Source organism: Nonlabens sp. MIC269 (assembly GCF_001430865.1).
Lineage (GTDB): Bacteria > Bacteroidota > Bacteroidia > Flavobacteriales > Flavobacteriaceae > Nonlabens > Nonlabens tegetincola.
In genome coordinates, this window is the sequence record NZ_CP011373.1 from 543,409 (window position 1) to 564,198 (window position 20,790).

General features: G+C 35.4%; 15 protein-coding genes. 13 read left to right on the top strand and 2 right to left on the bottom strand.

Features of this window, described 5'->3' with window-relative positions; genetic code table 11:
• Positions 1-3: 3 nt before the first annotated feature.
• Together AAT17_RS02505 and AAT17_RS02510 are read left to right on the top strand one after the other, a co-directional pair.
• The gene (locus AAT17_RS02505; RefSeq protein WP_042278402.1) at positions 4-1,062 is read left to right on the top strand and encodes a nucleoid-associated protein; all 1,059 of its coding nucleotides are present in this window, start codon (positions 4-6) and stop codon (positions 1,060-1,062) included.
• Positions 1,063-1,066: 4 nt separating this feature from the next.
• Entirely contained in the window at positions 1,067-1,252 is a 186-nt protein-coding gene (locus tag AAT17_RS02510) for a hypothetical protein (protein ID WP_060522813.1), read from the top strand.
• Here AAT17_RS02510 and AAT17_RS02515 read toward each other — a convergent pair.
• A complete protein-coding gene (locus AAT17_RS02515) occupies positions 1,249-2,304 on the bottom strand; it encodes a hypothetical protein (RefSeq protein WP_042278399.1) in 1,056 nt (351 codons plus the stop codon). The genes AAT17_RS02510 and AAT17_RS02515 overlap by 4 nt on opposite strands.
• A 57-nt stretch (positions 2,305-2,361) precedes the next feature.
• On the opposite strand from AAT17_RS02515, the gene AAT17_RS02520 reads away from it, so the two are divergent.
• From AAT17_RS02520 to AAT17_RS02565, 10 genes are all read left to right on the top strand, one after another.
• Complete coding sequence (locus tag AAT17_RS02520; RefSeq protein WP_060522814.1) at positions 2,362-3,255, top strand: ABC transporter ATP-binding protein; 894 nt, start codon at positions 2,362-2,364, stop codon at positions 3,253-3,255.
• 10 nt (positions 3,256-3,265) lie between these two features.
• Entirely contained in the window at positions 3,266-4,111 is an 846-nt protein-coding gene (locus tag AAT17_RS02525) for an ABC transporter permease (RefSeq protein WP_060522815.1), read from the top strand.
• A 32-nt stretch (positions 4,112-4,143) separates the two neighbouring features.
• The gene (locus AAT17_RS02530) at positions 4,144-7,413 is read left to right on the top strand and encodes a T9SS type B sorting domain-containing protein (protein WP_060522816.1); all 3,270 of its coding nucleotides are present in this window, start codon (positions 4,144-4,146) and stop codon (positions 7,411-7,413) included.
• Between the two features lie 21 nt (positions 7,414-7,434).
• On the top strand, positions 7,435-9,486 hold the full coding sequence (locus AAT17_RS02535) for a gliding motility-associated C-terminal domain-containing protein (RefSeq protein WP_060522817.1): 2,052 nt from the start codon (positions 7,435-7,437) through the stop codon (positions 9,484-9,486).
• A gap of 13 nt (positions 9,487-9,499) precedes the next feature.
• Complete coding sequence (locus AAT17_RS02540) at positions 9,500-12,409, top strand: gliding motility-associated C-terminal domain-containing protein (RefSeq protein WP_060522818.1); 2,910 nt, start codon at positions 9,500-9,502, stop codon at positions 12,407-12,409.
• A gap of 248 nt (positions 12,410-12,657) precedes the next feature.
• The gene (locus AAT17_RS02545) at positions 12,658-13,119 is read left to right on the top strand and encodes a MarR family winged helix-turn-helix transcriptional regulator (protein WP_060522819.1); all 462 of its coding nucleotides are present in this window, start codon (positions 12,658-12,660) and stop codon (positions 13,117-13,119) included.
• A 1-nt stretch (position 13,120) separates the two neighbouring features.
• Positions 13,121-15,529, top strand: a complete 2,409-nt coding sequence (locus tag AAT17_RS02550) for a 3-hydroxyacyl-CoA dehydrogenase/enoyl-CoA hydratase family protein (RefSeq protein ID WP_060522820.1) — start codon at positions 13,121-13,123, stop codon at positions 15,527-15,529.
• Between the two features lie 108 nt (positions 15,530-15,637).
• Positions 15,638-16,831, top strand: a complete 1,194-nt coding sequence (locus tag AAT17_RS02555; RefSeq protein WP_060522821.1) for an acetyl-CoA C-acyltransferase — start codon at positions 15,638-15,640, stop codon at positions 16,829-16,831.
• Between the two features lie 130 nt (positions 16,832-16,961).
• Positions 16,962-18,773 carry an acyl-CoA dehydrogenase family protein gene (locus tag AAT17_RS02560; RefSeq protein WP_042278387.1) on the top strand — a complete coding sequence of 604 codons (1,812 nt, stop codon included), beginning with the start codon at positions 16,962-16,964 and terminating at the stop codon, positions 18,771-18,773.
• A 378-nt stretch (positions 18,774-19,151) separates the two neighbouring features.
• The gene (locus tag AAT17_RS02565; protein WP_060522822.1) at positions 19,152-20,006 is read left to right on the top strand and encodes a UDP-2,3-diacylglucosamine diphosphatase; all 855 of its coding nucleotides are present in this window, start codon (positions 19,152-19,154) and stop codon (positions 20,004-20,006) included.
• 89 nt (positions 20,007-20,095) lie between these two features.
• On the opposite strand, the gene AAT17_RS13525 is transcribed toward AAT17_RS02565, so the two are convergent.
• Positions 20,096-20,221, bottom strand: a complete 126-nt coding sequence (locus tag AAT17_RS13525; RefSeq protein WP_258150502.1) for a hypothetical protein — start codon at positions 20,219-20,221, stop codon at positions 20,096-20,098.
• Positions 20,222-20,257: 36 nt separating this feature from the next.
• On the opposite strand from AAT17_RS13525, the gene AAT17_RS02570 reads away from it, so the two are divergent.
• Positions 20,258-20,788 (top strand): hypothetical protein, encoded by a 531-nt coding sequence (locus AAT17_RS02570; RefSeq protein WP_060522823.1) that lies wholly within the window; start codon positions 20,258-20,260, stop codon positions 20,786-20,788.
• Positions 20,789-20,790: the final 2 nt, after the last annotated feature.

Sequence of the window (20,790 nt, forward strand, 5' to 3'; positions counted from 1 at the left end):
TATATGATTAATCTTTACAATACACGTATAGAGGACCTAGCGATTCATCGTATAGGTAACAAAAATAAAGGCGAACTGCTTTATACTTCTTCAAAATCTACTCTTTTAGATGATGAGATGCACTCTTTATTAAAAGAATATTTCTTAAAGCCATTTCGTAGTAAAGAAGAAGCTTATTATAGCTTTTATCATGATACTGATCTCGATTTTCATGATATGTACGCTTTCGCGAAAGCGATATTCTCAACACCTGCAATCCTTCTAGATAAAAGTAAGGAAATTGCAAAACACCTGTATGAGCAGTCGGTTCATCCACATATACGTAGCGGTGAGTTGTACGTGTGTTACTTTGACAATGTAATGGTAGATAATCAGAAAACTGATGCCATAGGTATATTTAAAAGTGAACTTAAACAAGACTTTTTACAGTTTGAAGAAGGCGATATTGAACTGGAAATGATCCTACAACAAGGTGTTAATCTTAACAAACTGGATAAAGGAGCTATCATTTTTAATGTTGCAGAAGAAAACGGATACAAAATTTTAAGTGTAGACAGCAATCGATATGATGCAAAATATTGGCTAGAGAGCTTTTTAGGTGTGGACGTTTTTGAAGATGAAAACTTCTTTACTAAAAAGTACTTGAAGTTTTGTCAAGACTTTGCCAAAGAGGTCGTACTACCTGCCGAGGATAAAAAGGAAGAGGTGATGTTCTTAAATAGAGCTGTTAACCACTTTGCAAAAAATGATAATTTTGAAGAAACTGCCTTTTTAAATGACACCCTTGAAAATCCAGAATTAATACCTGAGTTTAAGAATTTTAAGGTTGAAAAAGGACCAAAGTATAGTATTGAAGATGTATCAGAGTTTCCTATATCAAATACCGCTGTTACACAAGCGCGTAAAGGAATCAAAAACGTGATTAATCTTGACACTCATGTGCAAATAAAAATGGATTTTACTAATCCTGATAGCGCTGAGAAATTTATTGAAAAAGGCTGGGACGAAGAAAGACAAATGTATTACTACCTAGTGTACTTTAATAGAGAGGAAAAGAAATAATCACATGAGAGCAAAGGCACCACTTTTAATTCTCTTAATTGCAGCACTTGCTTTTGCAATCCTCAATGTTACCAAAATCAACTATGCAGATCTAAGCTGGTCCACTAATCAAAATCCTTTTTTAGGTATTGGATTATCTGTGGCGGTAATTTTGCTTACTTTAATAAGATTGAGAACCTCTACACGCTAGGTTTTGTAGTTTCTGACTACAAAGTCTAGCGCAGTATTCAACACACCACCCATTGTTCTTGATTTTTTAAACTTTATATCACCAGTGAAGTTATGCAAATCAGCTTTTAATGATTTAAGCTTCGCCTTGGTCGTAATCTCATCCTGCTTCATGCATTTCATGAGTTGTCTAAAACGTGTTTGAGTATTTGTCAATCGTTTGGCAATTAGGGATCTTTCTTCTTTCCTATACTGTTCTACACTTTCTAATTTAAGATGCTTGCTTACATTATCCACCATAGGAAAATTCTCTTTGAAGAATTGAGGTCTATAAACTTTTAAATTTCCTTCATAGGACTGTTGATCAAAATCTATAGCTCTTATGGTAAAACTTACTCTATCAAAATCATGGGTAGGAATGACCACGTAATTGTAAGCACGCATGTCTCCTAACAATCTAATAGTACATCGTTCATTGAATTTCACAAACTCTTTAGCTATTTGAGTTTTTTCTAAACGATCACAACGTTCTAGATAATCCTTAATAAATTCATCACCCGGAATACCAGCAATATGCTCTTCAATCAAAGTGTCGTCGTGCACTAAAAAGCTTATACGGTGTGGTGATAATAAGTGTTCAATTTCTAGCCCGTATACCCTACTTGCATCGGCTTTTTTTACATAGAAATAAGTGAAACTGTCGTTTAATACATTACGTACTTTTATTCTAAAGGGTTTAGTATTACCAAAGGTGCAAAAGTCAATGGCATCTATATTTAAATAGTCCAAAGTTTTGTCTTTCCCATCACTGTATAAAATATCATAAACTCTTTTAAGATAATTATCTATCATATCACGCTCATGATCTGGATAATAACATCGTACCCATAATGTATCTTCATCATCTTTATTATACACACTTATTGAACCTTGAAATCTGAGTAAATCGTCATAGGAAACTGGAATATTTGTATACCTATGATATTTTTTCACATACCCAAATAGTGCGTCGTCAATGGGATAAGTAGGCTTTTTACGTGATAATAATTTTTCTGTAGCTATATTTTCGCTCATTGTTTGTTACAAATCAATTTTTTTTCAGTCAGATAAAATAACCAAAATAACTTCTATATGAAAAACATTCTTGAAGTAAATCATCTTCATAAAAATTACGGAGCGCTTACAGCAGTAAATAAAGTCTCCTTTAAAATAGAGAAAGGTAACGTCTATGGTATACTAGGCCCAAATGGTAGCGGTAAAAGTACTACGTTGGGAATGGTCCTTAACGTTGTGAATCCAACAAGTGGCTCATACAAATGGTTTGACGGTAGCATGTCTACCCATGATGCATTAAAAAAAATAGGCGCTATTATAGAAAGACCTAATTTTTACCCATCAATGAATGCTGTGCAAAATTTAACGTTGGTTTGTAAAATTAAAGGTGTTGCTTATGATAGAATTGATGAAACACTTGATTTGGTAGGTTTGCTTTCGCGAAAGCATAGTCCCTTCAAAACCTATTCTTTAGGTATGAAACAAAGACTTGCAATTGCGAGTGCTTTATTGAATAATCCAGAAATTTTAATTTTAGACGAACCTACTAATGGTCTGGATCCTCAAGGAATAAGACAGATTAGAGACCTTATAAAACATATTGCAAAATCTGGCACTACAATTTTGCTGGCCTCTCATTTATTAGACGAGGTTGAAAAGGTTTGTTCTCACGTTATTGTATTACGACAAGGAAATATGCTGTATCAAGGCAGAGTTGATCAGATGGTTCAAAATCACGGTTCTATATTCTTAAGTTCTGAAAATATTGCTCAATTACGTAGTTTCCTAAATGAAAAATCGTTTGTCGCAGAATTGATTGAACAAGATAACTTACTAGAAGTAAAACTATCCAGTCCGGTAACGACAGCCCAAATCAATAAAGAGGCTTTTGAAAAGGGTATTGTTTTAACTGAACTTGCCTTTAAGAAACAAAGCCTAGAAGATCAATTCCTAGAATTAACCAAAAACTAACCAATAGAATATGTTACGATTACTCGATATAGAATTTCATAAATTCAAACACAGTAAAAGCAGTAAGGTTTTAACCATTATTTACCTAACGATTATTGTAGTCTTAATGCTTACCGGTATTATTCCCATTACTATAAATGGTGAAAAATATGCTCTTAGCGATTTAGGTCTTTTTAATTTTCCCCTAGTATGGCATTTAAGTACATATTTTGCTAGTTTTCTAAAAGTCTTTATTGCGATTGTGATAGTTTCACTTACTGCAAGTGAGTATAGCAATAGAACACTCAAACAAAATCTTATCGATGGATTAAGTAAAAAAGAATTGTTGTTATCCAAAGTGTACTTCACTATTGTACTAGCTCTTACAGCCACAGTTATTGTCTTTTTGGCATCATTAATACTTGGATTAATTTACTCTGATTTTGATGAACCATCAATAATATTTTCTCAAATGGGTTATCTAGGTGGATTTTTTCTAGCTCACTTAGTCTTTTTCACCTTCTGCCTATTCGCGGGAATTTTGGTGAAACGTGGTGCCTTTGCCCTAGGGCTGGTATTTGTTTACTACATATTTGAAAGTATTATTAATGCAGTTGCAAAAGGACTGGATACCTACTATGATTGGAACATCTACGATGGTTACCTTGTTCACATATTGCCATTAAATGCCATGAGTAATTTAATCAAACAACCTTTTACTAAAATTGACTTGGTCAAATCTACCACTAGTCAAATTCCTATAGAAGGTCTAGAATTCACCTACGATATTGAATGGTTAGACGTAATCTCAGTACTTATCTGGTCTGGACTGTTTGTATATTGGAGTTTTGCCTTATTAAAGCGCAGGGATTTGTAAAATATTAACTTTTTGGATGTTATTTTAGCGGGATGAAATTGAAAAATATTTATTCCGCTTTTTTTATTGTGCTATTTTTATTTATAAACACCAGTGTTTATGCACAATTAGAAGCTTCAAATTGGTATTTTGGATTTAATGCAGGTTTACGATTTGATCCTGTTTCAAATACAGTTACTCCTTTAGTTAATGGACAGCTCAGTACAAATGAAGGTTGCGCGAGTATAAGCGACGCACAAGGAAACCTCTTATTTTATACGGATGGTATCACTGTATATGATAGAAATCATGGAGTAATGCAAAATGGTAATGGACTTTTAGGAGATCCATCAAGTACTCAAAGTGCGATTATCATACCCAAACCTCAAGATTCTGACATTTACTACATTTTCACAGTCGACACTCAAGTAGGTAGTGATGCTAATACTGGATTTCACTGGTATGAAGTGGACATGTCCTTGAATCTAGGACAAGGTGCTGTTACTACCAATTTAAATACTCCAAACAATCTTTTACGTAGAACCTCTGAAAAACTCACCGCTATTAATCATGCAACCAATGATGAAATTTTTATTATTGTTTATGCAAATCAAAACGGTGCAAGTGGAAACTTTAATACTTTTTACACTTATAAAGTGACTCCAACTGGTGTTGATCCAGTTCCTGTAAGGTCTACCTTTACAACATCAGTGACAGACCCTAGAGGTAACATCAAAGTATCACCAGATGGACAATATTTAGTATCCTGCAACATGGTAGGTGGAACTTACATCTATGATTTTGATCAGACCACTGGTACCTTGAGTAATGAGAGACGATTCAATTTTGCTTCAAGCGATAACCTTGGTTATGGTGTTGAATTTTCTCCAGATAGTAGTTTACTGTATATCTCAACCTTAAATAATGCTTCAGGGAATAATCCTACCGCTTATTCAACATCATTGTTTCAATACGACCTTAATGCACCTAATATTCCAGGATCAGAAATATTATTAGACACAAGGCAAGGTTACCGTAACTCGATGCAATTAGGAATTGATGGGAAAATATATAGAACCACATCAGACACCTATGATAACGGGAGACCTTTTTTAAGCGTCATTAATAATCCCAATGTAAGAGGTACAGGTTGTAATTTTGTGGCCGACGCAATTGCACTTTCTGGGCGACTGTCTACACAAGGTCTGCCTCCATTCATTCAAAGCTTTTTTGCACTGATTGATGTTGAAAATACTTGTCTAGGTGACACGACAGAATTTACATTTGAAACCGATAATTTACCTGATAGTGTTCTTTGGGATTTTGGAGATGGTAACACGTCGTCCCAAACCATAGGGACCAATGTTTATACTACACCTGGTGTATATCAAGTTACGCTTACTCTAACTACTGGTGGTGCATCTAGAACATATAGAAAAACAGTAGAGATTTTTGATTCTCCAACTGCAAATAATGTTGTAGATCAAGATATTTGTGATCTAGACAATAATGGAAACGAAACTTTAGACTTAGATACAGATGTGACTCCTATAATTTTAGGAACTCAAGATGCCACGACTTTCAACGTAAGGTATTTTACGAGTCAACAAAATGCGATTGACAATGTAAATGAATTATCAAGTCCATATACCGTTAATGCTTCTTCAGAAACTATATATGTTCGTATCTATAACCGTAATAATACCGAATGTTTTGACACGACCTCATTCGATGTTAATATTTTTCAACAACCTGTAATTCAAGCTGTTCAAGACATAGAAGTTTGTGATGACGATTTTGACGGAATCCAACAATTTGATCTCACCTCTATTAACTCTTTAATACTCGGAAATCAAAGTAGTACTGATTTTGAAATTACTTTTCATACTTCACAAGGTGATGCAGACTTAGGATCCAATCCAATAAGCAGTCCATACACCAATAACACTCCGTTTTTAGAAACAGTTTATGTGAGGTTAGAAAATAGAAACAACTCTACCTGTGCAGATACTTCCCAATCTTTCAATCTTATAGTGCAAGACAAACCAGAAGCTATTGATTTTGATGCATTTCAATGTGATGAAGATGGTATCCCTGATGGAAGAACTACCTTTAGTTTTGATAGTTTTAGCGATGCTATATCAAACAATGCAAATGATGTTACAGTTTCCTACCACAGTACTCAGTCCAATGCAGATTCAAACACAAATCCATTAGACACAACAAGTTATACTAATACTACTCCTGCCGAGATAGTTTACGCACGTGTGACTAATGATGTGACAGGATGTTATTCAACATCTCAAGTTACATTAAGAGTAAGTGCAAGCGATGCGCAAGACACCACTTTACAAGCATGTGATGACCTATCTAATGATGGAATAGCAGATTTTACACTAACCCTAGCCGATAGCGATGTTTTAACCAACGCTCCAGCTGATGTTACAGTGAATTATTACGAAACTACAGATGATGCACTTACAGAGCAGAATCCGTTAACCAGTCCGTTTACTAATACGACACCTTTTTCACAAACCATTTTTGCGAGAGCCGAATCTCCTGATGGGAACTGTTACGGAATTAGTGAAGTAGAACTTATAGTAAATGCTTTACCTAATATTGAACCACAGGCATTATTTGAATATTGTGGTAATGATCCACAACCGCTCTCAATAGATGCAGGGCTCATCTCTGGAAATCCTGATGATTTTACTTATTCATGGAGTAACGGTGAGACTACAAATGAAATACTAGTTTCGACTGGTGGAGATTATACGGTAACCGTTACTAATGCCGAAGGCTGCTCATCACAACGTATTGTTACTGTAGTTATAAGTGAACCAGCAACAATTGATAATTTAATTATCAATCATGCTGGTACTAATAGTTCAGGATCTATGGAGGTTGTAGCTAGCGGATTAGGTGATTACGAGTACAGTATTGATATTTTAACTCCTTATCAGGATAGTCCAATATTTACAGACATTGAACCAGGCTTTTATACCTTATATGTACGAGATAAAAACGGCTGTGGTGTAACTAGAAAAGATTTCAGTATTGTGGGATACCCTAGGTTTTTCACACCAAATGGTGATAGTTTTAATGATTACTGGCAATTAATAGGTGTTAATACTGTGTTTGAACCTAATTCCACAATTTTTATCTACGATCGATTTGGAAAATTGTTAAAACAAATCTCACCAGAAAGTGTAGGCTGGGATGGAACATTTAACGGTAATCCTCTACCGTCTAGTGACTATTGGTTCACTGCGACACTTATGGATGGTACGCAATTTTCTAGCCACTTCTCCTTGAAAAGGTAAAAAAGGCTATCTTTAAATGCTATGAAACAGCATTTATCCTTTCTACTTATTTGTTGTTGTTTCGCTTTCGCGAAAGCGCAATTACAATCTAACAATTGGTATTTTGGTATTAACGCTGGTATTAATTTCAGTAACAACACTGTTACCGCTCTCAATGATGGTCAACTAGTTACAGGAGAAGGTTGTGCAACAATATCTGACAATCAAGGAAACCTTCTATTCTATACTGATGGAAGTGTAATCTATGACCGTAATCATAATTTAATGCCTAATGGTACAGGACTCAAAGGTAATTCCAGCAGCACCAGTAGCGCGATAATTGTACCACAACCAGGAAGTTCAACTAGGTTTTATGTTTTTACGGTAGACACGGATGACATCTTATATCGTAATAATGAAGGATTCTTTTATTCGGTAGTAGATCTAAGTTTGAATAACGGTGATGGTGATGTTATCATCACAGAAAAAAATATAAATTTACTAGCACTTACCTCAGAGAAACTTACTGCAATTTCTAATTCAAGCGGAACAGGTTTTTGGATAATTACTCAATTCGAAGACAAATTCTTTAGTTATGAATTAACATCTAGCGGATTGACCACAACACCTGTAGTATCCATAGTATCACCGTTTATAGAGCTTGTAAATACAAATCTTACAAATATTGACGTTGCTGCAATGCGAGGCTATATTAAGGTTAATCCTAGAGGTGACAAATTAGTAGCTGCTCATTTTTCAAATAATACTTTATCAGATTTTTCAAATACCACTACCCTATTAGAAGCACGTAGTATCGCCTACACAAACGGCGGAGAATTATACCTGTATGATTTTGACAATACCACTGGTATAGTATCCAATCCACAACCGTTAATGACCAAAGCCGATGGTGGTTCCTTTTACGGTGTAGAGTTTTCAAGCAATGGTCAATTTTTATATGCCGAAGTCGATTTTATGAACCCATCAACTACTCAAACTTTTGAATTTGTTAATGGTCAAATACTACAATTTGATTTAACATCAAATAATATAGCAAACTCAAGGACAGTTGTTTATGAAGATAATTTAGTAACTTTCAGAGGAGCTTTACAGCTAGGTCCGGATAACAAAATTTATCACAGTCGGATTAATCAAAATGCGCTTAGTGTAATCAATGCTCCTAATTTTTCAGGTATCTCGGCCGATTATAGATTTAATGATTTTCAGTTATCCCAAAACTCGTTTGCGATATACGGATTACCGATATTTGTCCAAAGTTTTTTAATTTCAGGAGAAATAGTAGCTGAGGATCATTGTTTTGGTGAAAATCATTTATTTACCGTTCAAACTTCAGCTCAAATTGATAGTATTACATGGGATTTTGGCGATCCTGCAAGTGGAACAAACAACTCATCTATCAATCTTAGCCCTACACACACTTTTTCTCAAGTAGGTACTTTTACAGTACGAGTAACCATTCAAACGCCTACTCAAACAATTGATTTAGAAAAAGAAATACAAGTATATCCAAACGTAGTTACTAATAGCATTCCTGATCAAATCACTAAATGTGATGAAGGTTTTGATACAGCTTCATTTGATCTAAGCGAAATTGCTGATCTTATTTCGGATAGAAGCGATCAAATCGTTTCCTTTCATACCTCAAGGGAAGATGCGACAAATGGAAGTAACTCTATAAATAGTAATATGATTTATAGAAATGTTTCCAATCCTGAAAGTATTTTTATTAGAGTCGAAAACGACAACTGTTTTAACATTTCTCAACTGAATTTACAAGTAGAAAACTGTCCAATAGAGGTGTTTAACGTAGTAACGCCTAATAACGACGGATTAAATGATACGTTCATCGTTTCTGGGTTAAAAAATGTTTATGAAAATCATAAAATTTCTATTTTTACTAGATACGGTCAAAAAGTATGGGAAGGAGATAATAACTCTGCATCTTGGGATGGTACAAGTAATGTTGGACTTACCTCGACCACAGGTTTGCTACCTACCGGCACATACTTTTACGTGATTGAATTAAACGAACCAAACACAAAGCCACAAGCCGGCTATGTATACTTAAGATAACTTGAAAAACAACATGAAAACAATTTACTCTTTATTACTCTTAATTTTTGTAAGTACAACCATGCTTGCCCAAGAAGAATCCTCCTGGTGGATCTTTGGAGATCAAGCTGGTGTAGAATTCACTCCAAACCCTCAAAATCGTTCACTAGATCCAGCAGTAGCTACATCTGGATATGACACGGATGAAGGTGTTGCATCGATTTCAGATGATTCAGGAAACCTTTTATTTTTCACAGACGGAATCACCGTATGGAATAGAAATGGTAACATCATGCCTAATGGTACAGGTTTAGATGGTAACTTTTCTAGTACCCAAAGTGCCATAATCGTAAAAGCTCCAGAATCACCTGGAGTTTATTTTATTTTTACGGTAGGTGCTGGTGGTAATGGCCCTTTATCATACTCTAGAGTTGAAATGTCTCTTAACGGTGGATTAGGAGATGTTGTTGCTGGTGTTAAAAACGTAGTACTTATCCAATCCTGTGCAGAGAAAGTAGCTGCTACTATTCAAACAGGTAGTAATAATGCCTATGTAATGACCTTTGCTGAAAGTAATGCAACTTCAACTGTAAATGGTACTGGTAACTTCAATGCACTATTTACCTGGGAAGTTAGAGGTATTCCAGGTCCTAATGTTTCATTTGTATTCCCAAATCCTGTTTTACAACAAGGAAATGGTAACCTTCCATACTATTCAGTCCCAACTGCATCTTCTAGTGCAGACAGAGGACAACTTAGAGTAAGTCCTGATGGTACAAAGCTAGTAATCTGTAACCAGAATAGCTTTAATGGTTTTGAAGGTACTGTTTTGTACGACTTTAACCCAGGAAATGGTCAATTTGGTGGAAATGGCTTAGTTCTTCATAACGGTCCTGTTTATGGAGCAGAATTCTCTCCTTCTTCTCAGTACTTGTATCATGATGAAAGTATCACCTACGGATTTAATGGAAATAAAAAGATCTTTCAATACGAGTTGTGTGATGCTAATAATATTCTAGCAACCAAAAGAGAGATAGCTGATGTTTCGGAAGGGAGATCTACCTTACAATTAGCTCGTGATGGAAATATTTATGTTGGCCGTTTTGATCAAACAGAATTAGGAATGATAGTAGGGCCTGAAACTCCTACCGCAACCTATAATGCAAACGGATTTGACATCAGCCCTGGTGTATCAAAACAAGGGTTACCTGTATTTGTTCAATCTAGTTTCTCCAGTTCTTTCACTCTTAACGATCAGTGTCAAGGTGATGCAACTGAATTTCTTTTAGCTTGTTTACCACAAGTAGCAGCAAGTACATGGGATTTCGGTGATGGTAATACAGCGAGTGTTACAGGACCTGTTGCTGTATACAATACTTATGCTTCTGCAGGAACTTATGTAGTGAGTGTAAACGTGACTAACGTTTCAGGAGATACAAGAAACTTTACTCAAGAAATTACCATTTATGAAAATGGAATCGTTGATCCTATTGATACTACACTACTTAACTATTGTGATGATGACGCATCAGGTAGTGAGATTGTTGACTTAAGTCAGTTCACAGCAGATGTTTTAGGTAGCCAAGATGCTACTACCTTTGATATCACTTACCACGCAAATCAAACCGATGCAGATGCAGGTGTAAATGAATTACCATTGAATTTTGATGCTCCTTTAGGAACTACAACAATTTGGGTAAGGATAGCAAACAATACTTCACCTATTGACGATGGATGTAGTGCTATTGATTCATTTGATTTAATGGTAAGTCCTACTCCGGCAATCAATCCAATTCCAGATTTTGAAACTTGTGATGATATTTCACAAGATGGAATTGAAGATTTTGATCTTGCTTCATATTTACCTACCATACAATCAGCTGTAAGTACTTCATTCAATGTTACCATTACCTTACACCCTACTCAAATGGATGCAGATACTGGAATGAATGCTATCGACACATCTGTCGCTTACACTAACACAACTAGTACTGAAACCATTTATGTAAGAGTTGAAAACGACGTTGATCAAGACTGCTACAGTACTGCTCAATTTAATCTGGTTGTTTTAAGCGAGCCTACAATCGGAACTCCTATGAATATAGAAGTGTGTGACGATGCTCCTTTAGACGGTAGTTCAGACTTTGATCTAACAGAACAAGATATTGAAGTAGATCCAAATGGTCTAGGTTCAGTAAGCTATCATGCTTCACAAGGAGATGCTGAAACTGGAGCTAATCCATTATCCTCGCCTTATACTGTTACTGGAACTCAAACAATTTATGTAAGATTGACTGACTCAAATGGTTGTTCAAATACTACACAGTTTGATATCTCAGTTCTAGATGCTCCAAGTATTGGTCAACCTCAAGATCTTGCCAATATCTGTGATGAAAATAGCTCTTTAGATCAAAATACATTTGATTTATCAGTACAAAATGATGCTGTGCTTAATGGTAATGATCCAGCTAATCACATCGTTAACTACTATGAATCTCAAGCAGATGCTGAAGCCGATTCTAATGCATTAGGAACAAATTACTCAACGCCATTCCAAGCCGGTGTTACTACAGGAACTCTTTATGCACGCTTAGAGAATATACAAACAGGTTGTTTCAATATAGTTGCATTTACAATAATTTTTGAGAGATGTGAAATCATTTTTCCAGAAGGATTCTCACCAAATGATGATGGAGTAAACGACACATTCTCTATTCCAGGACTAGCAGAACAGTTCCCTAATTTTGTATTGAAAATTTTTAATCGTAATGGAAGTATGATTTATGAAACGTCAGCAAATAATTATGAAGAATTTGCAGGAATACCGAATAAAGGTTTACTTGCTGGCGATGGTCTAGTTCCTGTAGGAGTATATTTCTATACTATTGAGTATAATGATCCTGATGAAGAAGATACAGCTAGTTGGGTTTATATCAATTACTAACAAAGATTTTTAAGTAACCGACTCTTTAAAGCCTCTGATTATAAAAAATCAGAGGCTTTTTTATTTATCGAACTTTTATAAACTTATAGTCAGATATTTAACTCCAAAATTGAGCTAATCAACTCGAGTATAATTAAAATATAATTAGTAATTTTATGATTATTCAAACTACTATAACGATTGAAGTTTTTTGTTAATTTATTATGCGTGCATAGTAAAATGTTTTATCTTGCGGTCTATTAATGAGTATGAGACATAATAAAACAATAGATTATATTTTAAGAGCTACCTGGATGTCAGTGTCTAAAATGTACAACGAACAAGCCGCAGTAAAAGGCAGTACAATGGCTACAGGTTTTGCTTTAATAAGTATAGATCCCGAGAATGGAACTCCTAGTACAGCCTTAGGTCCAAAGATGGGAATGGAAGCGACATCATTATCTCGAACACTTAAAATGATGGAAAACAAAGGACTTATTGAAAGGAAAAAAAATCCAGAAGATGGTCGTAGTGTTTTAATTCATTTAACACCATTCGGTAGGGAAATGAGAGAATTTTCTAAATCCGTTGTAAAAACCTTTGACAACCACATACGTGAGGAAATTGAAGAAGATAAACTAGAAACATTTCTAGAAGTAGCTTACAGAATAAATGAAATAGTTAATTCAAAAAAGATATTTAAAAATCAACCCTTTTTAGTTAGAAAGTAATATGGGAAAAAGAAGAATCAAACATGTAACCGTAATCGGTTCTGGAATCATGGGTAGTGGAATTGCCTGTCACTTTGCCAATATTGGCTGTGAGGTATTATTATTAGATATTGTTCCACGAGAGCTTACAGATAAAGAAAAAGCTAAAGGTTTAACCCTTGAAGACAAAGCTGTACGTAATCGTATGGTAAATGATAATCTTGCTGCTGCAATAAAAAGTAAGCCAGCTCCTCTGTATAATAAAGCTTTTGCAAATCGTATTTCGACAGGAAACCTAGAAGATGATTTGAAAAAAATCTCAAATACAGATTGGGTAATAGAAGTTGTTGTTGAGCGATTGGATATTAAGAAATCTGTTTTTGAACAAATTGAAAAGTACCGTAAACCTGGTACCTTAATAACCTCAAATACTTCTGGAATTCCAATTGGATTTATGAATGAAGGTCGTAGTGAGGATTTTCAAAAGCATTTTGCAGTAACCCACTTCTTTAATCCTCCTAGATATTTAAAATTATTCGAAGTAGTTCCAGGACCTAACTGTGATCCGTCAGTTACGGATTTTCTTATGGAGTACGGTGAAAAATACTTAGGGAAAACTTCAGTACTAGCTAAAGATACGCCAGCATTTATCGGAAATAGAATCGGAATTTTTTCCATACAAAGTCTATTTCATACAGTAAAAGAAATGGGCCTTACAGTTACAGAAGTAGACAAACTTACCGGTCCTGTTATTGGACGTGCTAAGTCTGCTACTTTTAGAACAGTTGACGTTGTAGGATTGGATACGTTGGTACACGTAGCAAACGGAGTCTATGAAAACTGTCCGCAAGACGAGCACCGTGACACGTTTAAATTACCAGATTTCATCAGCACTATGATGGAAAACAAATGGTTAGGTTCAAAAACAGGCCAAGGCTTCTATAAGAAAAGTGTTTCAAACGAGGGTAAAAAGGAAATTTTAGCTCTAGATCTAGATACACTAGAATATGTTAAACAGCCCAGAGCAAAATTTGCAACATTAGAGTTAACTAAGACTATTGATAATGTTGCAGATCGTTTTCCTGTTCTGATAAAAGGAAAAGATAAAGCAGGAGAGTTTTATAGAAAATCATTTGCATCACTATTTGCTTACGTACAACATAGGATTCCTGAAATCTCAGACGAGTTATACCGTATTGACGATGCGATGAGTGCTGGATTCGGATGGGAACATGGTCCATACCAAGTTTGGGACGCTGTAGGCGTTGCAAAAGGTGTAGAACTTATGAAAGCCATAGGTAAGGAACCAGCTGCTTGGGTGACAGAAATGCTAGAAAAAGGTTATGACTCTTTTTACACTGTACGCGATGGAGCAACTTATTACTACTCTATTCCTGACAAGGATTACGTTAAGAAACCAGGACAAGATGGTTTTATTATCCTAGACAACCTTAGAGCACAAGCGCCAGTATTTAAAAACAGTGGTGTTACTGTTCATGATATAGGTGATGGTATTTTGAATGTAGAGTTCACTTCAAAAATGAATTCGATTGGTGGCGATGTATTAGCTGGACTTAATAAAGCTATAGATATTGCCGAAGACCGCTTTGATGGACTTGTAGTTGCAAACAATGGAGCAAATTTCTCCGTTGGAGCAAATATCGGTATGATATTCATGATGGCTGTAGAGCAAGAATACGATGAGCTTAATATGGCTATTAAGCAATTCCAAAATACCGTAATGAGATTACGTTACAGCAGTATTCCAACAGTTGTTGCACCTCACCAAATGACATTAGGTGGTGGTTGTGAAATTACGATGCACAGTGATATGGCAGTAGCCAGTGCCGAAACCTACATAGGTCTAGTAGAATTTGGAGTAGGAGTTATTCCAGGTGGTGGTGGATCAAAGGAAATGGCGCTACGTGCAAGTGACACCTTCGAAAAGAACGATGTAGAACTTAATCGTTTACAAGAATATTTCTTAACTGTAGGTATGGCCAAGGTAGCAACTAGTGCTTACGAAGCCTACGACCTAGGTATCTTAAGAAGAGGAATTGATCAAGTTGTCGTTAATGACAATCGTCGCATCGCTTTCGCGAAAGCGCAGGCACGCCTAATGGCAGATAAAGGATACACGCAACCTGCACCACGTAAAGACATTAAGGTACTTGGTAAACAAGCATTAGGAATGTTCTTAGTAGGTACAGACAGTATGGAAGCTGGAAAATACATAAGCGAGCATGATAAGAAAATCGCTAATAAATTAGCTTACGTAATGGCTGGTGGTGATTTAAGTGCTCCTACTCTAGTATCAGAGCAATATTTATTAGATCTTGAAAGAGAAGCCTTTTTAAGTTTAACTGGTGAACGTAAAACTTTGGAACGTTTACAGCACATGTTGCAAAAAGGTAAACCGTTAAGAAACTAATTCAATAAACCAGTTTCACAGCAAATTAAAAAATAACAAATGATAGGATTTCAATTAGATAACTTGTTCTCAAACATAAATCTATAATCCTGTTATAATATTAAAGAAATGAACAAGACTGCATATATAGTTGCTGCTAAAAGAACAGCAGTGGGAAAAGCTCCTAAAGGAGTATTCAGATTTAAAAGACCAGATGAACTGGCAGCAGAAACAATTGAAGCTATGCTTAAAGAAGTTCCTGCCTTAGATAAAACAAGAATTGATGATGTCATCATAGGTAACGCTATGCCCGAGGCTGAACAAGGACTTAATATGGCGCGTTTAATTTCATTAATGGGATTAAAAATTGATGATGTTCCTGGTGTAACTGTAAATAGATATTGTGCTAGTGGTGTAGAAACTATTGCCATGGCAACCGCAAAAATCCAATCGGGAATGGCAGATTGTATTATTGCCGGTGGTGCAGAGTCGATGTCTTATATTCCAATGGGTGGTTATAAACCTACTCCAGATTACCGAGTAGCAAAAGCCGGTAATGAAGACTATTACTGGGGAATGGGGTTAACTGCAGAGGCTGTTGCAAACGAATTCAAAGTTTCTAGAGAAGACCAAGATGAGTTTGCATTTAATTCTCATCAAAAAGCTTTGAAAGCACTTGCTGAAGATAGATTTCAAGACCAAATCGTTCCTATAGAAGTAGAGGAAACTTTTATTAACGCTGCTGGTAAAAAGGAAACACGCTCCTACACTGTAAACAAAGATGAAGGACCACGTGCTGATACTAAACTGGAGGTTCTAGGAAAATTAAGACCTGTATTTGCTGCTGGTGGTTCGGTAACTGCTGGTAACTCATCACAAATGAGTGATGGAGCAGCTATGGTTTTAGTGATGAGTGAAGAAATGGTAAAGGAATTAAATCTTGAACCTATCGCACGTATGGTAAACTTTGCAGCTGCAGGTGTTCCTCCTAGAATCATGGGTATTGGACCAGTAAAGGCTATTCCAAAGGCACTTAAACAAGCAGGAATTACTTTAAATGATGTAAGTATGATTGAATTAAATGAAGCATTTGCTTCTCAATCACTTGCAGTAATCAGAGAATTGGGCCTTAACCAAGATATAGTGAACCCAAATGGAGGAGCTATTGCATTAGGACATCCACTAGGATGTACAGGAGCAAAATTAAGTGTACAATTATTTGATGAAATGCGACGTCAAAATTTAGAGAATAAATATGGTCTTGTAACTATGTGTGTAGGGACAGGTCAAGGAGCTTGTGGTGTTTACGAATTCCTTAAATAAAACAATAATTAAAAAAAGTTAGAAGACTGATCTGCCAGGCACAGATTAATATGCTGGGACTAGGTAATCAATTTCAAAATAGATTTGAGTACTATTCTTTCTTCTAAGAATCGTAATAAAAAGTAAAAAAATGGCAACAGAAACAACAAATGAAAGCGGTATAATCCGTGGTGGTCAATTTATCGTGAAAGAAACAAATCCACAGGACGTTTTTACTCCTGAAGATTTTTCTGAGGAACAAATCATGATGAAAGAGTCGGTAACAGAATTTGTAGACAAAGAAGTTGTACCGCATAAAGAAAGATTTGAAAAGAAAGATTACGCTCTTACTGAAGAAGTAATGCGTAAAGCAGGTGAAATGGGATTCTTAGGTGTAGCCGTACCTGAAGAATATGATGGTCTAGGAATGGGGTTCGTCTCAACCATGTTAGTATGTGATTACATATCAGGAGCAACTGGTTCTATTGCTACAGCTTTTGGTGCTCATACAGGAATAGGTACTATGCCTATCACACTTTATGGAACTGAAGAGCAGAAGAAAAAATATGTTCCAAAACTTGCTACAGGTGAGTGGTTTGGAGCTTACTGTTTGACAGAGCCTGGTGCTGGATCTGATGCAAATTCTGGTAAGACTAAAGCTGAACTTACTGAGGACGGTAAACACTACAAAATCAACGGTCAGAAAATGTGGATCTCAAATGCAGGTTTCTGTAACGTATTTGTAGTATTTGCCCGTTTAGAAGATGATAAAAATATCACAGGTTTCATTGTAGAAAATGACCCGTCAAATGGTATTACATTAGGTGAGGAAGAACACAAGTTAGGAATTCACTCCTCTTCTACCCGTCAAGTATTTTTTAATGATTGCCTAGTTCCTGTTGAAAATATGCTGGCTGGACGTGGTGAAGGATTTAAAATTGCTATGAACGCTCTTAACGTAGGTCGTATCAAACTTGCTGCAGCTTGTTTAGATGCACAGCGTCGTGTAATTTCTTTAGCTACTCAATATGCAAATGAACGTGAGCAGTTTAAAACTCCAATCGCAAAATTTGGTGCTATTCGTAAGAAATTAGCCGACATGGCTACAAGTGCTTACGTAGGCGAAAGTGCTTCATATCGTGCAGCAAAAGACATAGAAAATCGTATCCATATTAGACAAGAACAAGGAGATGAATTTGCAACTGCAGAACTGAAAGGAGTTGAAGAGTTTGCGATTGAATGTTCTATTCTTAAAGTAGCTGTATCTGAAGATATTCAAAACTGTAGTGATGAAGGTATTCAAATATACGGTGGTATGGGATTCAGTGCCGATGCTCCTATGGAAGCAGCGTGGCGTGATGCTCGTATCTCAAGAATATATGAAGGTACAAATGAAATAAATAGAATGCTTGCCGTTGGTATGCTTGTTAAGAAGGCGATGAAAGGTCATGTAAATTTACTGGAACCAGCAATGGCTGTGGCAAATGAACTTACCTCTATTCCTTCTTTTGATGTACCAGATTTTTCTGAGCCATTAAGTGAAGAAATGGATATGATTAAGAAACTTAAAAAAGTATTCTTAATGGTAGCTGGTAGTGCAGTTCAAAAATTTGGAACTGAACTTGAACAACACCAACAGTTACTTATGGCTGCATCAGACATTCTTATTGAGATTTATATGGCTGAAAGTGCTATCCTTAGAACTCAGAAAAATATCGCTAGATCAAGTGAAGAAGCGCAAAAAGAGCAAATTGCTATGTCTCAGCTATACTTATACAATGCAGTGAAAATCATCCAAAACAGAGCTGAAGAAGGTATCGCAAGCTTTGCAGAAGGTGACGAACAACGCATGATGCTTATGGGACTTAAGCGATTTACTAAATATACAAATCTGCCTAATATCGTAGCGTTAAGAAATACGATCGCAGATAAGGTAACCGATAGTAATGCTTATCCTTTCTAATTAGAAAGTTAATTTTAAATGTTGGAAACCGCTATTCTTTAATTAGAAATAGCGGTTTTTTTATCGATGAAATTTTCATTTCAACTAATTCAATATTTGTTGATTAGTCAAAAAGTTAAGTAAACTTAAGCGAGATTAGGTTTGATTAAAGATTATATAATAATTCTAACATAAATAAAAGGTTAACTATTGATGCTCAGTTTGAAATAAGATAATTAAACTAAATTCAATGTTATGCTAGGCCGTCATTTTAATGACGGCTTTTTTTACAATTATTTCATTTAGTGATAGCCTTTAAATAAAGAACACATAAAATTCTTATAACCTAGTAATCAACCCTTTCAATTAGTTTTATAAACATCATTATCAAAGGGTTATATGAAACGAAAAGTGGATCTTGTAGTAATAAGCGATGTGCATTTGGGGACCTATGGTTGTCAATCAAAAGAAATCTATAGCTATTTAAAAAGTATAAAACCAGACACTTTAGTTCTTAACGGCGATATTATTGATATGTGGCAGTTCTCAAAACGCTACTGGCCCAAAAGTCACATGAAAGTAGTAAAACAACTATTTCAACTAGCATCCAAAGGAACTCAAATTTATTATATCACTGGTAATCACGATGAAATGCTCAGAAAATTCAACGGCCTTGAACTGGGTAATATTAAAATTGTAAATAAGCTAGAATGGAATTGTAACGGAAAAACTGCCCTGTTTTTTCACGGTGATATTTTTGATGTTTCCATTCAAAATAGTAAATGGTTGGCAAAAATAGGCGCGATGAGCTATGATAGCTTGATTTTAGTAAATACCGCTATTAACTATTTGTCTAGAAAACTAGGTAAAGGTAAAGTTTCACTTTCTCGTAAAATAAAAACTAGTGTAAAAGGTGCAGTAAAATTTATCAGCAACTTTGAGCAAACTGCCATACAAATGGCTCGTCAACAAGGTTATGACTATGTAATTTGCGGTCACATTCACCAACCTACTGACAAAACGATAGATTTTAAAAATGGCTCGTCAATACGATATTTAAATAGTGGTGACTGGGTTGAACATTGCACAGCCCTGGAATATCATGATGGCAAGTGGAAACTTCATAAACATGATTTGAATGATAATAATCTTGTAAATGCTATAGAGAGTGAACTACTCGATGATTCAATGAGCTTAGTAGACATGAATCAAAAACAACTTTATCAATATATTCTTCAGGAGTTCCTTAAATAAATCTTACCTACTTTTATTTAATGATTTTTCGCTTTCGCGAAAGCGAAAACACCATCTCATCTTCAAATAATTAATTATCAATTATTTAATTAAGTTGAATAATCTGTTATCCATTTAAGACGACTACTAGTTGTAGGAATATTCATATTGTAAAGAATTTTTACATTTACATAGCTAGACGTACCCCATAAAGGGTATTGAATAATGCTAGCCATTTAACTTAATTTACTCATTCTATAAACCAATTAATTATGAAAAGAATTTCACTTGCATTAATCGCCGTTGCAACTTTAATGACCGCCTGTAAAGAAGAAAAAAAGCCAGAAAAGATGCAGGAAATGGAAACGACAATTGAGAAGAAAGCAACATCAATGGAATGCAATTACACTATCGATCCTGCTATAACCGTAGACTTTTATTACCAAGATGAAAATGTAATTCTTGCCTCAAAAGAAAATGCTCCTATCGTAAAAGCAGATTTTACCTGGGAACCTAGTGGGACCAACGATGAAACTGTAACTTTAGTAAGTGGTACGTTTCATACCATTGCTAATGATATAGGATACGTTACCGATGCTCAAATTATAAACGAAGATGATAAGTATAAAATGGTAATCGTTTTTGAACAAGGCGCTCCCGACAATAAAACGATTGAATTTAACCAAAGTTTTAGTGGTGATTTTATCATGGATACTTCTTTAGATATTGATTACTGTGAGGGCACTGAAGAAGTTTCTAAACCTATCCTAATTGGTAATATGATGAAAAGAAAAATAAAATAAGA